The organism is Paenibacillus sp. NPDC056933 (genome assembly GCF_042674385.1).
Taxonomy (GTDB): domain Bacteria; phylum Bacillota; class Bacilli; order Paenibacillales; family Paenibacillaceae; genus Paenibacillus.
In genome coordinates this window covers 255,490-270,235 of record NZ_JBHUQN010000003.1, presented here as the reverse complement: position 1 = coordinate 270,235, position 14,746 = coordinate 255,490, and the positions used below count along the sequence as shown (strand labels likewise).

Sequence of the window (14,746 nt, the reverse complement as noted above, 5' to 3'; positions counted from 1 at the left end):
TCCTATTTATGTTGAATGTTGCGCTTGTTCAGCTCTTCCAGCTTGGCAGCCAGTGTTCGGCAGATTTCCTCCAGCGGGCCAGGCTGGCAGAGGTCCTTGTGACGACAAGCAATATCATGACGCTCCAATTGGCCTCCGATATATGCATTCCACATTTCCGGTTCAATCGGGTCGAACCATTCCGGAATAATGGTGGAACGGAAGAAGATCAGATCCCCCTCGAATCGGGATGGCGTGTAGGCCCCCAAGATCCGTACGGAATTCTCATAGGTCTTCCGCAGCTTCATGATGGTTTCTTCGTCCAAACTCGCCAGCGCACTGCCCTCACTGCGCAGTATGCGCATAGCTGTTGCCATATCCAGCAGCCCATCCCCAATGCTGTCCGGATCATAGCCACCCAGTGCGAGCAAAGCGGTTAACGCTTCTTCCTCATCCGGTTCTCCACGAATCGGCAGATAATGGCTCGGATACGCATCCAGCATGGCGAGGAACTCCACTTCTTCCCCTTCCGATTCCAGCTGCACCGCCATGGCCTGGGCAACGTTACCTCCGAGAGACCAACCCAACAGACGGTAAGGTCCTTCAGGCTGTATCGAGCGGATATGACGGATGTAATCGGCCGTCATCTCTTCCAGTGTGGGCGGAAGTTCCTCAATCTCGGCAATGCCTCTGGCCTGTAACCCATAGAGCGGATACTCCATGCCCAGATGTTTCATCAGCCCCGCATAACACCAGCTTAGCCCTCCTGCTGGATGGACACAGAATAAGGGCAGATGCTTCCCATGCGTTCTAAGCGGCAATAACACCTGAAGCGAACTTTTCCCTGAATCCGAATCCATCTCCAACCGCCCCGCCAGTCCCGCTACGGTGGCTGTTTCGAACAGAATGCCGATTCCCGGCTCCCGACCCATAGCCTCACGAATGCGACTCATCAGGCGAACAGCGAGCAGGGAATGCCCACCCAGTTCGAAGAAACTATCGTCGATGCTTACACTTCGCAACCCCAGTACTTCGGCAAATAAATCACAGAGGATCTCCTCCTGCGGGTTACGGGGTGCTCTACCACCTGTCGTTAACTGCATCTCCGGTGCAGGAAGTGCTTTGCGATCCAGCTTGCCATTCGGGGTAAGCGGCAGGGTCTCCATCGCAACGACCGCCGATGGAACCATATAATCGGGAAGGCTGGCGGATGCATGACGACGCAAAGCAGCAGATTCCAGCCCCCTCCCATCTGATGCCGGAACGATATAAGCTACAAGACGCTTATCTCCCGGCTGATCTTCACGGACAATTACTGCAGCCTGGGCCACGCCTGAAAATCTTGCCAGTACCGCTTCAATCTCGCCAAGCTCAATACGGAACCCCCGTATTTTCACCTGCTGATCCGCCCGGCCCAAATAATCGAGCGAGCCATCGTACAGGCGCTTTGCCAGATCTCCCGTCCGGTACATGCGGGTACCCGGGGGGCCATATGGATCAGCGACGAATCGCTCTGCTGTAAGATCCGGTCGATTCCAATAACCACGGGCCAGGCCCGCTCCGGCTACATACATCTCTCCGGTTACTCCTGTCGGTACAGGCTCCAGATGATCATCCAGCACGTATACCCGAAGATCCGGTATAGCGCAACCGATCCAGCTGCTTGCCCCCTCCGTAGAACCGCCTGCATGCAGTTCCTGGTAGCTAACGTGAACTGTCGTCTCGGTGATACCATACATATTGATGAGTTTTGGTGCATCATCCGCATGGCGTTCATACCAATCGTCCAAGCGGCCAAGCTCCAGTGCCTCGCCCCCAAAAATCACGTAGCGGAGCGCGATCTGCTGCCCCCAGGCTGGATTCTCCCGGTCCGCCTGCATGAGTTGGTAGAATGCGGATGGCGTCTGGTTCAATACGGTTACCTTTTGCTTAACGAGCAATTGCAGGAAGGCTCCCGGTGAACGGCTGATCTCATGGGGCACAACGACCAATCGCCCTCCATGCAGCAATGGTCCCCAAATTTCCCACACGGAGAAATCAAATGCATAGGAATGGAACAGCGTCCACACATCGCTCGCGTCAAAATGGAACCAGTGCTGCGTAGCATCCAATAAACGGATGACATTGGCTTGCGGAATAACAACCCCTTTGGGCTTACCTGTCGAACCTGAGGTATAGATCATGTAGGCCGGGCTCAGCTCAGTTACACGTCCGTTACGTTCACTGTCTGCCGGATTTCGCTCATCCATGGCTTCCAATTGCCACAGGGTATGCGGATCGTCCATATTAATACACTGAATTTCCGCTACCTGCGGAAGCAAGGCATACACCTCTGTACTCGTTATCATCACTTTTGGTGCTGCATCTGTCAGCATATGTCTCAATCGGTCTGCCGGATAATTCGGGTCCAGTGGTAGATAAGCTGCGCCTGCTTTGAGCACGGCAAGAATACCAACGACCATCTCCACCGAGCGAGGCAAGGCCAGCGCCACCATCTGTTCCGGCCCAGTACCTTCAGCGATCAGTAATCTGGCAAGCCGGTTGGCTCTTGCATTCAGTTCCCCGTAACTCAAGGTGATATCCTCATAATTCAGGGCTGTCGCTTCCGGATGGGCTGCTGCTGTTATTTCAAACCGCTCAGCTATGGTCAGATGCGCATCCTCACTCAGCGTAAAGGACCGGTCCTTTTCAAGCTGCGCCTGCTCTGTCGGAGTCACGACATGAAATCTGCTGATCCGTTCATCCATCTGCTTCACTGCATCCTCAAGCACCTGAATCCATCGGACCACAAGTTCGCCTGCGGTAGACTCCCGGAAGAGATCCGTACTATATTCCAGCACACCTTCAATTCCGGCTGGAGATCCGTTATGCTCACGCCGCTCTGTCAGCTCTAGCGTCAGATCAAATTTGGATGAACCCACACCATGCATGCAGGTTTCCGCCGTAACACCCGGCAGATCGAGACGAATGTCCGGTGTATTTTGCAGTACAAGCATCACTTGGAAGAGTGGATGTTTGGAACGGGATCGCGGCGGATTCAACACTTCAACCAATCGTTCAAAGGGCAGATCCTGATGTTCATATGCAGCCAGATCGACCTCCCGCACACGGGCCAGCAGTTCGCGGAAGGTGGGATCACCTGAAGTATCCGTACGCAGCACAAGGGTATTAATGAACATGCCAACGACTTCATCCAGCGCATCATCGCTCCGTCCGGCAATTGGTGTTCCTATTGCAATATCCGTTCCTGCCCCCATTCGGGTAAGCAGCAAGGACAGTGCCGAGTGCAGCACCATGAACAGGCTGACTTTATTCTCACGTGTGGTTACCATCAGTTGCTCATGCAGACGTGGGCTGATCGTAAAAGGAACTGACCCGCCGCGGTAACTGGACACGACTGGACGGGCATAGTCAGTAGGAAACGTAACCTGCTCCGGTAAATGGGCCAGCTGGTTGGTCCAGAATTCCATCTGCCTTGCCATCAGACTGTCCTGCTGCTTCTCATCCCCCAGCAATCTCTCCTGCCATACCGCATAGTCGGCATATTGAATGCGAAGCGGCTCCCAAGCAGGGGCAGAACCCCGCAGACGTGCCGTATAAGCCTCCGACAGATTCCGGATCAGCGGCGACAATGACCATCCATCTCCGGCAATATGATGGAGCAGCAACAGCAGCACATGCTCATCTGTCCCGGTTCTGAATAATTCGGCGCGGATGCCCGGCTCAGTGGAGAGCTGAAAGCTGTAGCGTGACGCTTCTGTCAGAAGCTCGGGAAGCTCCTGCTCGGTAGCAGCGGTTACATTCCATTTCACTTTGACATCAGCGGTATTCAGAATATGTTGGCTCGCAGAACCCAGTTCAGGCGGATACAACGTTCGTAATGTCTCATGACGGTCTACAATATCCTGTAGAGCGTTCTCCAAAGCATCCGCATCCAGCTCCCCAGTCAAGCGGGCAACCAGCGGAATATTATACGTCGGATTGGCGCCTTCCAGACAATACATGAACCATAATCTCCGCTGGGCAAAAGAAAGTGGTAGCTCGCCCTGACGTGGGACAGGCTGAATAACAGGTCTCACCGATTTCGCCTGATCCAATCGTTGGGCTAGTCCTGCTGCTGTTGGAGCTTCAAATACACTGCCAATGGTTAGATCTGCACCGAAAACATCACGGATACGTGCTGTAATTCGCCCGGCAAGCAGGGAATGTCCACCCAGTTCAAAGAAATCATCGTCAATGCCCACACGACCTACACCAAGAATTTCAGCAAACAGACTGCACAGAATCTCCTCCTGTGGTGTACGCGCCTCCCGTCCATTGGCATTTGATAGCAAAGTGGGTACAGGAAGCCGTTTACGATCGATCTTTTTATTCGGTGTCAGCGGCATCTCGGGCAGCAGCATGAATGCAGAAGGCACCATGTAATCCGGCAACGCATCAGCTACATATGCTCTTAGTTCTGCCATATCCATACGATTTTCGAGTTCATACTCAGCTACTACATACGCTGCCAGCCGCTGGTTTCCCGGTTGATCTTCGCGAGCCATGACCGTGACCTGAGTAACGCCCGGATATCTGGAGATTACCGATTCGATCTCGCCCAGTTCAATTCGGAATCCTCTAATTTTGATCTGATGATCTGCGCGACCCAAATAATCGATGGAACCATCCGGCAACCATTTCGCCAAATCACCTGTACGGTACATCCGACTGCCTGGTTGACCGAAGGGATTGGCTACAAAGCGTTCTGCAGTCAAATCAGGTCTGCCCAAATACCCCCGCGCAAGTCCCTCACCTGCGATATACAGCTCCCCTGCTACACCCGGAGGTACTGGCTTCAAGCCTTGATCCAACACATATAACTGCGTGTTGCGAACCGGACCACCAATCGACGGTTTCCCCGTTGCCCCTGTCTCCAGTGCTGCTGCCGTCGAATAAATGGTCGTCTCGGTCGGTCCGTACTGATTATTGACGTGACACCCCAGCTCCTGCAAAGAAAGCTTCAGTTCCTCCGTCAACGCCTCTCCTCCGGTAATCACGGTTAGCCCGTCGAATCGCCCCGGACGGCTCGTCACCAAAGACTGCCATAACGTAGGCGTAGCCTGCATGATGGTGGTTTCCCGTTCTCTCATCTTCTCAGCGAGAGCTACCGGATCAAGAATTGTCTCTTTGTGTGCAATATCCAGCCGGGCTCCCGTCGTAAGCGGCAGGAATACTTCCAGTACGGATATGTCAAAAGCAATCGTCGTTACCGACAGCCAGCGGTCCTGCGGACCCACCCGTAATCTCGTCTTCATATCCTCAAGCAGGTTCGCCAGCCCCAGATGGGTTACGGCTACGCCCTTGGGCTTACCTGTGGAACCTGAAGTATAGATAATATAAGAAGGATTGAGCAGAGAAGCTGTTCCTGTCAGATCATCACCTTCGGGATTCGTTTTGAGCTGGCTACTGACTTTCATTGCCATAGCCGGTTCATCCATCACCATGACAGGTGCACTGGACATGGTCGGCAGATTGGAAACATTGCTCATCACCGTCACTACACAAGCAGGCTTGGCATCCGCAAGCATGTAGATCAGGCGCTCTTCGGGATAGTCAGGATCAAGCGGCAGATAGGCAGCCCCCGTTTTGTGAACAGCCACAATGGCAATAATCACTTCCAGTGAACGAGGCAGAGCAATGGCTACCTTCTGTTCTGGTCCTGCCTGATATCGCTGTATCAACTCATGCGCCAACTGATTCGCCCGTTCATTCAGCTCCGCATACGTCAGGGATTCCCCTTCGAATGTCAGCGCCGTTGCAGAAGGCGTGCGGCGGACCTGCTGTTCAAACCGTGCTGCCGAATGGCTGTCGGCTGGCACCTCTCCTGTTCCATTCCATGTAACCAGTACTTGCTCACGTTCGACAGGAAGCAGCAATTCCAGACGCCCAACCGTTTCCGTCTCCATCCCTTCCTGCATCACCTGGTTCAGAAGCTGCATATAACGCAGCTGATGGTTCAGCAGTTCGGAATCACTGTAGATGGACGGATTGGCATCAAAATCAATACTCAGCCCATGACCATGACCCTGGTCCACCACATGAATGGACAGATCATCCACCGGACCCGTGGACAGATTATGAATCATGCCGCGCTGCCCCGCGAAGTTCAATTCATGGTGGAATGGCATCACATTAATCATGGGTCCGAACAACCGACGATTCTCCCCAAGCAGCTTGAGATCACGCCGCAGATCCTGGTGACGATAGCGCTGATGTTTGCGTACCATCCGAATCTCCTGGGCAACCTGTTTCAGCAACTCTGACACGGTCATTGTTGAATCCACGTTGAGACGCAGCGGAAGCACGTTCATGACCATGCCCGGTATCCGAAGGGATGCTGATCCCAATCGGCACATTACGGGCAGAGCCAGCACAACGTCCGTCGCCCCCGTCATCCGGTGAACGTAGATAGCCGTTGCCGCTATAAACAAATCCGGCCAGGTCGAACCGAACCTTGCCGCTGCAACCTGCATTTGCTCGCGCTGTGGCTGTGTGAGCAGACCGCTCTGCCGCAGGAAGCAGGTAGATGTTCGCGGAGCCCGTTCCCCCAGACTGACAACATCCGGTTCGTCTGCATAGCGGTCCATCCAGAACTGACGATCCTGCTCTTTGTCCGCTGAGGCAAGATACGCCTCGTCTTCCTGAAGAACGGCGGATAACGAGCCGAACGATGCCGCTCGCTGTACTTGATCTGCAGCTTCCCCTCTTACACTTGCGGAGTATAGGCTGGCCACCCTGCGGGTAATCAGTGAAACACCATATCCGTCAATCGCAATATGATGAATGCGCTGGTACCAGTAGTAACACTCATGGCTCACCTGGAACAGCGCCTCCGTGAAGAGTGGCCCTGTCGCCAGATTGACGGGATGGGCCAGATCCTTTTTCATCCACGTCAGTGCTGCTGTATGGGGCTCCGCTTCTTCCCTCACATCAATAACATGAAATGTCCATGTATCCGTGGCATTCAAAGACTGCCACGGACCTTGTTCATTTTCACCATAAACCATATTCAGCGACTCAGCTTCCGAAACGGTCTGGCGCACACTCTCTTCGAATCGTCTGGCGTCTACGTTGCCCTGAATGACCACATACTCGGCGGTGTTGTACATCGGATTGTCCGGATTCAACTGCTGCGCGAACCAGATGCCGGACTGTGCAGAGGATAGGGGCCAAGCCGTGTTCCGACTGTGCGACGTATGCACGGCCCCGCTCAAAAGTAGTCTCCGTTCGGGAGTACTTTCGTATAGGCCTTATCCAGCAACGCCGCCCATGCAGCCAATGTAGGCACCTCTGCCAAATCCACAAACGTTATTCCCGCTCCTTCCACACGAAAGCGCTCAGCCAGACTCATAATACGAATGGAATCCAGTCCCCAGTTCTGAATCAGATCATCATGCTCTCCAATGTGCGCAGGCTGCTCCTGCAGCATCTCTCCGACCTGGTTTCTCAATGCTTCCAATGTCACATGGTCAACGCCATGACTTCCCTCCTGGAGTCTCTCCGCTGCCGATGCCCTTTGCTGCTCAGCCTCCGATACAACCTCCTGAGCAGGTGAGGCATAGGATTGGTCCTCTTGCTTACCCGCCTCGGATTTCAGCACTCCTCCAATTACGTCTGTGGCTGAATCATTTAGAGCCTCAAGCAAACGCCCGGTTGTCAGTGTTACCGCGCACCGTTCTGCTGCATACGTCAGAGCCATGCGATGTTTTTCAGCCGAAAAATCAGCTACTGCATCCGCAACCAAGAATGCCTGAATGTCTCGCATAAAGGCTTCACAAGAGGTCATCAGACATCCGATATGGGCATAAATGCCGCAGACGATCAGTTGATCGCGACCATACTGCTGCATGAGTTCAAACAATTCTGTCTTTTGGAAGGCGCTGTATCGCCATTTGGTCATGAAGGTATCTTGCGGAGCGGGTGTGAGCGTTTCAATAATTTCTTTTTGCACAGGCCCTCCATCAATCCCAGCCCCCCAAAAGTCCAGCTGTAACCCGCGCTGCTCCGGTGTCTGTCCGCCCGGTTGTGCGGAGTAGACCACCGGAATGCCAAGCTCATGACACTTCGAACGAAGTTGTGAGATATGATCGATCAGCTCTACCACAGGGGATTCCCCTGCCGTAAAGGCGTTCATGAAATATTGCTGCATATCGTGAATCAGGAGTACTGAGCGCTTCGCATCCGGCGTCCACGCTACCTTGTTGCCAGGAAGCTCCGACTCTATAGGCATTGCATAGGGTTGAATCTTTGGAAGTGCCATGAATATCCCTCTTTTCACCTTTATTTATCCCAATCTTGTTCATGGTTCATCGTTGCCCTGCAACGCTATCGTTAAGGAATCACTATCAGGAGATGGGCTGTTTGGTGGTAATCATCTCGCGTAACGCTTTTTTGCTGACCTTGCCAACTTGCGTCTTGGGAAAAGACTGTACAAACTCAATCCGATCCGGGATCTTATAGCTCGCCAGTCCCCGGTTACGCAGAAAAGACTTGATCTCGGCAGCAGCCGGAACCTCACCGCTCGGCACGATAAACGCACAGGAACGCTCACCCAAATATTCATCCGGCATGGATACCAGTGCCGCATCATGTACGGCAGGATGGGCCAGCAGATGATTTTCCACTTCCTCGGCTGCCACTTTATCGCCGCCACGGTTAATCTGATCCTTCGCCCGTCCTTCCACAACGAGATATCCATCAGCCGTAAGGCTGGCAATATCTCCCGTACGGTAGAAGCCCTCCGTGGTAAAGGATCTGGCATTATGTTCGTCAGCCTTGTAATAACCACGAATCGTGTATGGTCCCCGCGTCAGTAAATGTCCCGATTGTCCCTGTTCCACTTCAATGTCCTCGTCATCCACGATTCGTACTTCGTCATACGGAGACATTGGCTTACCCTGAGTGTTAACTATGACATGCATCGGGTCATCCAGACGGGTGTAGTTCACCAGTCCTTCTGCCATGCCGAACACTTGCTGCAAGGTGCAGCCAAGGACAGGTTGGACACGCGCAGCTACCTCGGCGCTGAATTTGGCTCCACCAACCTGAAGAACCTCAAGTGAGGGGAATTTGATCCCCCTTGTAGCCGCCGCGTTCAACCATATGAGCGCAAGTGGTGGTACTAGAGCCGTGATAGTCACCTGATGGCGCAGAATGAGTGGAAAAGCTTCATCCGGGCTTGATCCCCGTGACAGCACAATCGTTCCACCCGCGTACAGCGTACCCAGAAAACCTGGTGAGCTCATCGGGTAGTTATGTGCTATAGGCAGCACGGCCAGATAAACACTCCCCGGGCTGAGCCGGCAGACCTCCACACTTCTACGCAAACTGTAGATGTAGTCATCATGGGTGCGGGGGATCATTTTGGACAGCCCGGTACTTCCGCCAGACAACTGCAGAAAAGCAACGTCAGAAGAAACAGGCTGATCCGCTTGTGTGATTGGTTGTGCATAGATATCATCCAGGGCCGTGAACCGTCCAGCTTCTCCCGCCACGAATACATGCCGAAGCCCCGGAACCTCTGCCTGAACCTCTTCTGCCAGTGTTCGGTAGTCAAACCCTCCGTCCTGATCAGGAATGACGTATGCTGCGGCCTCAGAGAACCGGGCAAAATACATGATTTCGCTCTTCCGATGCAAAGGTAGTGCGTATACAGGCAGTGCACCAATGCGGAATAAAGCGAAACACACCTCGATAAACGCCGTGATATTGGGCAGCTGGATAATAACTCGATCATGCTGTCGTATTCCCTTTGCATATAAGCCAGAAGCCAGACGATCCACCCGTTCGTTCAGCTCCGCATAGGTTAATTGTTGTTCGCCGCTGATAACGGCTACCCGATTGCCATATAGATCCGCGCGCTGGCGTAGCATTTCTCCAAACGTAATGCCTTCCCAGCAGCCTTCCTGACGATAACGCTTTGCAACTTCTTCAGGCCAGGCCTGAAATCCTGATAGCATCACTCATGCCTCCTTCATACTGGACACAGATGAATTCAAGCCCATGGCAAGCAGCATCGTTCTGAACTTCGCTGAGGTCTCTGCCAGCTCCGCTTCTGCTGTGGAACCTGCAACAATACCCGCTCCAGCGAATAGTTTAAGGGTCTTGCCCTCCACCTCTGCACATCGGATCGTTACGGCCCACTCGCCGTCACCGTCACTGTCACACCAGCCCACCATGCCGGTAAATAGCCCACGTTCGAACGGTTCCTGCTCTCGGATGGTTTCCCGGGCGGTCTGGACAGGCGTGCCGCAAATTGCAGGTGTAGGATGAAGCGCAAAGGCCAGTTCCAAGGACGATGTATTCATGTCGGCAAGCTCCCCGTGAATTTCCGTAGATAAGTGCCACATGGTCCGTGTCTGGATCAGAGAAGGCTCTGTCGGAATCGTTAGGTGTTTGCACAGTGGATGCAGTGCCTCTGCAACGGCCTCAATGACTACTGCATGTTCATGGCGATCTTTGGCTGAAGCCAGCAGCGCTTCTGCGCGGCGGCGGTCCTCAGCCGGATCTTCACTCCGGGCAGCAGACCCGGCAAGTGGATTGGCTCTGACTTTGGACCCTTTTCGGGTAACCAGCAATTCGGGACTTGCCCCGATATAAGTCCGATGGGTTTCTTTCCCCACCTCAACATTGGCACGTTTATCCGTTGTTATATTACTTTTTGAAGAAGGGAGATTCGTCATCGGAACGGCAAATGTATACCCATGTGTGTTATCCCTGAACAAATTACGGAGTAATTGATGCGTGTCCACGAAGCTCTGTGAAGTTACCTGCAGAGAACGGGATAGAACAACTTTGTTCAGATTCCCTAGGTTCAGATCAACCAAAACGTTGTTTACGCTTTGCTTGAATTCCGCTCCAACAGGTTCTTCACGCACCACACAACCCAATGCAACTGGACGTTTTTCCACCATTGCTCTGGAGTCCGGGGATAGCGGTTCAGCCCATTGCACCGTCTCTGGCACAAATAGCTCGGCAGAAGAATCAAGCGGATCGAATGGAATGGCCCCGACCACCATGGGTTTGGTTTGCCCTGCACGTCTGGCCTCATCCATAAGCTTTTCTATTCGATCAATGAAGAGATGCGTTTCTTCGCCACGCTTTTGTTCACTAATATCAATTGCAGCATAAGAATTTGGGTTGTTTTCATCTGTAACATTTACATCAGACCATCGAATTCGTTCCCCTTGAGCCAGCAAGGTATGTTGCGGCGAAGACCAGAAAAAGGACGTCCCCTCCCGATATTGATCCAGAAGGTGTAAGGCGGAAGCTGTAGCAACGGTACCCGCTTTTGACATGATTATCATCTCCTTATCTTGATTCAGGCACCCAGCGTGGCGCCTCCATCCACACACAAGTCATGCATCGTAATATGTCTGGCCTGATCCGATACCATAAACAGCACACTATCCGCGATATCCGATGGCAGGGCCAGACGGTTTAGCGGTATGCCCAGACGGTAATCCTCTTGGGAACCAGCGATAACCTCCTGAGCTCCCTGCTCGTCCTGCCATAATGCTCGCTGCATGGCAGTATCCGTCGAGCCTGGGGACACAATATTGCAGCGAATATGCTGTGAGGCGTACTCCAGCGCCAGGCATTTAGTGAAGATGGTCGAAGCCGCTTTGGACGCTGCGTAGGCAGACATATGCATCCGGGGTACGCCCGAAGCATTTGAACCAACTGTGACGATCGCCCCCGATTGACGTTCGGCCATGTTTCGTACCACTGCACGTGACATGTAAAATACGCCATGCGTGTTCACATCAAAGGTCTTTGTCCATTCCTCATCACGAAGTTCACTCACTGCCCCCGTGTATAGTACCCCTGCTGCATTCACCAGAATGCCAATGGGGCCCACGGTTTCCTCAATTAGTTGAACGACTGCTTCGACGGCTTGGTGATCCGATATATCCACAGGACAGGCTGTTGCCTGATGGCCCTGATTTCGCAGATCTGTGACCAGCTGATTTAACTGATCCTCGCGTATGTCGACAGCCGCAACAATAGCGCCCTGCTCGGCAAACAATCTTGCCACGGATTGACCGATCCCTTGCGCAGCACCAGTGACTACAGCCACTTTTCCATCAATTCCTGTGTAACTCACTCCTGTTCCTCCCTTGCATTGCTGCTCTCTCGCCCACTCTCCCTATTTCTCTGATTGAGAAATGCGGTTGCCTCTACCTCCTACGACTCCGGGCTACATGCAAAGCGCATCGTACGACTAATCAGAAACGGTAATACCGAGACATGATTCTCTTCCTCGAACTCCGTATATTTAATGTCCAGACCCGGCTGCTTCAGCGCAGATAACCGTTCCGTAAGACTCGACGCCTTATCATTGTTGCGGGCAGGATGCGTCTTCTCCTGTTCACCCATACCAATCCACACTTTAACGTTGACGGGATGCTGTTCCAGCCGTGCGACAAATTCCTGTTCTTCCGCCTGCATGACGTTCTGGTTCCAGTGAAGCGAAGGGCTGCCTGCAATGTAATAGTGAAAAGCTTCCGGTTTCTTGAACAAGGTATGCAGCACGAACAATCCACCAAGCGAATGTCCAAATATGGCCTGTCTGCTCCGGTCGATCCGGAACTGTTGTTCAATATCCGGTTTCAGCTCCTCCTCAATAAACTGCAAGAACTCATCGGCCCCGCCCTGTTCCGGCAAAGGGGTTCCATCCGACTTCCGGGTATATTCCGTAGTGGCCTGCGGGGTAAAGTCATAGTATCGGTGCGGCGAAAAAGGGCCTGACGTTGGATATCCAATGCCAACAACAATGGCCGGAAGTGCTCCGGTCTTCTCCGGTCTGCGTCCCTGTACACGAACGGCTTCCACCATCGTTCCGAACACAGAGTTGGCATCCAGCAGATAGATCACCGGATATCCCGAAGGCGGTGGCGCTTCTGCCGGTTGGAACACCATGATCTGATAGGCATGATTGCCGTTGCGGGATTTCACGGTCCATTGTTCGGCGCGTGGAATCTGTATGGTACTGCGTGCGATATGTTCAAGGATGTCAGATGCGGGTTGATTGGGCTGAAACGTCATTACGGATGGTTCCTCCTCGTTGTTCTGCGTATATAAGTTGAACACTGAACTACACATACACTCCGCCGTCAGAATAACCTTCCAATCGCTGTTATCTCCAGATTTCCTCTATCCCCTCTTTATACAGGGAGAAATCCGGAGATAAAGGCGAACGCTCCGCTTCTCCAGGTTTTTTCTGACTTCTCCGTTTCTGTGTAGTTCATAAACTCAACTTATACTGTTATGTTTAATAATATTATTGAAATGTATGAGATTGATTCTCATTACCAATTATAAGAGAGTCGATCCGGCTGTCCCATGGACGATATCCAGAAATGATTTTGATTATCTCCATATTTCCATATTTATGTGAGCATTTTGCATAAATCCCCAGAGCGTCTTCCAATCAGCAAGATATAGATCGAAATGATTCTATTCATCTATATCTTGTACCCGTGAGCGATAAAAATCGAATTATGCAACATACTGATGTAACCGACTTGGTTGCTCGTAAAAACAAAAGAACTCCCTCACGGCATACCTGAAACGCTGGAATCATGTCCGGTTTCGGGTGCTCCGCGGGGAGCTGTACTTCTCATGTCATATGGAAGATCAATTCATTAATAAAATTCCTGGGTTATTGCGTTAACGCCTTCAACGTATCGTCAATGACATGACCATAAGCGATCAATCCACCACCCAGCCACGGAGCTGGCTCCACAGCGTATACATGTCCTGCTTTAACCGCAGGCATGCTATTCCAGACTTTGGTATCCGTCAGTTCTTTCATGCTGCCGGGACCTTGTTCCACCGTAAAAATAAAGTCGGCATCAATCTCAGGCAACACCTCAGTAGACACCGTTGCGCTGTTCTCGGTTTGCACCAGTGCAGGCTTGCCAAGCCCTAACTGCTGATATACTACGTAACCACTAAAGTAGTTGCCGCCCATCATACTAATACCCCGAGGAGCAAAACGAATAATGGCTGCTTTCTTGCCCTCAGTCACTTTTGCCAGCTTGGCTTTTGCGTCATCGACCTTTGCATGGTACGTCTCAATGGCTTTTTCGGCCTCAGCCGTTTTGCCCAGCAGATCACCAATCACCTGCAAAGACTTCTCTACATCACCTGAAGCATTCGTAAATACATAGGTGGGTGCAATCTTGGAATAACTCTCATATACACCGTTTTCGGCATATTGGGCCGTGTGTAAAATGATAAAATCCGGATTGTACGCCATCAGCGCTTCCGGAGAGGGCAATCCGCTGGAGAAATCGAGGGTAGGTATCCCGCTCAGTTGATCCTGGAGATACACATGCCCTTGCGTTCCGCTTGCCCATTGGGCTACCGGTTTGACACCAAGTGTCAGCAGAGAATCCTCCAGGTATGGTGCAAAGACACGCTCTGTATGCTCAGGAACGAGTACATCATGTCCCAAGTCATCTTTTACCGTTCGTTCACCTGTAGTTTCTTCCTTTGCATCTTCTGCCACTGACGTTCCAGATGATGCCGTGGTCGATGCCTCCGTTGTTGGCTGCTCTTTCTGTGCTTCTCCCGCATTTTCTGATTTGGTACCACAGGCAGACAACAGACCTGTCATCAATACCAGCATGAGTAAGACTGAGAAACCGATACTACGAAGTTGATGAACGGAACGTTGTCCGTTACTTTTTTTCTGCTGAAACATGACGTATCCCCCTTG

7 protein-coding genes are annotated in these 14,746 nt (G+C 52.3%); all 7 read right to left on the bottom strand.

The genetic code is table 11. From position 1 onward, the window contains the following. Positions 1 to 2: 2 nt before the first annotated feature. The 7 genes from ACFTRD_RS21425 to ACFTRD_RS21395 all read right to left on the bottom strand — a co-directional run bounded on the left by ACFTRD_RS21425 (position 3) and on the right by ACFTRD_RS21395 (position 14,731). A complete protein-coding gene (locus ACFTRD_RS21425; RefSeq protein ID WP_379383549.1) occupies positions 3 to 7,235 on the bottom strand; it encodes an amino acid adenylation domain-containing protein in 7,233 nt (2,410 codons plus the stop codon). Beyond that, on the bottom strand, positions 7,232 to 8,281 hold the full coding sequence (locus ACFTRD_RS21420) for an isochorismatase family protein (protein ID WP_379383547.1): 1,050 nt from the start codon (positions 8,279 to 8,281) through the stop codon (positions 7,232 to 7,234). The genes ACFTRD_RS21425 and ACFTRD_RS21420 overlap by 4 nt, the downstream gene beginning before the upstream one ends. Before the next feature lie 85 nt (positions 8,282 to 8,366). Then, positions 8,367 to 9,980, bottom strand: coding sequence for a (2,3-dihydroxybenzoyl)adenylate synthase (locus ACFTRD_RS21415; RefSeq protein ID WP_379383545.1), 1,614 nt, complete (start codon positions 9,978 to 9,980; stop codon positions 8,367 to 8,369). A gap of 3 nt (positions 9,981 to 9,983) precedes the next feature. Then, positions 9,984 to 11,318: an isochorismate synthase DhbC gene (dhbC, locus tag ACFTRD_RS21410; protein ID WP_379383543.1), complete on the bottom strand. Its 1,335-nt coding sequence runs from the start codon at positions 11,316 to 11,318 to the stop codon at positions 9,984 to 9,986. 23 nt (positions 11,319 to 11,341) lie between these two features. Continuing rightward, positions 11,342 to 12,127: a 2,3-dihydro-2,3-dihydroxybenzoate dehydrogenase gene (locus ACFTRD_RS21405; protein ID WP_379383541.1), complete on the bottom strand. Its 786-nt coding sequence runs from the start codon at positions 12,125 to 12,127 to the stop codon at positions 11,342 to 11,344. Between the two features lie 80 nt (positions 12,128 to 12,207). Continuing rightward, positions 12,208 to 13,068: an alpha/beta hydrolase gene (locus ACFTRD_RS21400; RefSeq protein WP_379383539.1), complete on the bottom strand. Its 861-nt coding sequence runs from the start codon at positions 13,066 to 13,068 to the stop codon at positions 12,208 to 12,210. A gap of 616 nt (positions 13,069 to 13,684) precedes the next feature. Then, complete coding sequence (locus ACFTRD_RS21395; RefSeq protein WP_379383537.1) at positions 13,685 to 14,731, bottom strand: ABC transporter substrate-binding protein; 1,047 nt, start codon at positions 14,729 to 14,731, stop codon at positions 13,685 to 13,687. Positions 14,732 to 14,746 lie beyond the last annotated feature (15 nt).

Coding starts and splice junctions, on each gene's coding strand:
- ACFTRD_RS21420 (WP_379383547.1), bottom strand. CDS start 8,281: ATGGCACTTCCAAAGATTCAACCCTATGCAATGCCTATAGAGTCGGAG.
- ACFTRD_RS21415 (WP_379383545.1), bottom strand. CDS start 9,980: ATGCTATCAGGATTTCAGGCCTGGCCTGAAGAAGTTGCAAAGCGTTAT.
- dhbC (WP_379383543.1), bottom strand. CDS start 11,318: ATGTCAAAAGCGGGTACCGTTGCTACAGCTTCCGCCTTACACCTTCTG.
- ACFTRD_RS21400 (WP_379383539.1), bottom strand. CDS start 13,068: ATGACGTTTCAGCCCAATCAACCCGCATCTGACATCCTTGAACATATC.
- ACFTRD_RS21395 (WP_379383537.1), bottom strand. CDS start 14,731: ATGTTTCAGCAGAAAAAAAGTAACGGACAACGTTCCGTTCATCAACTT.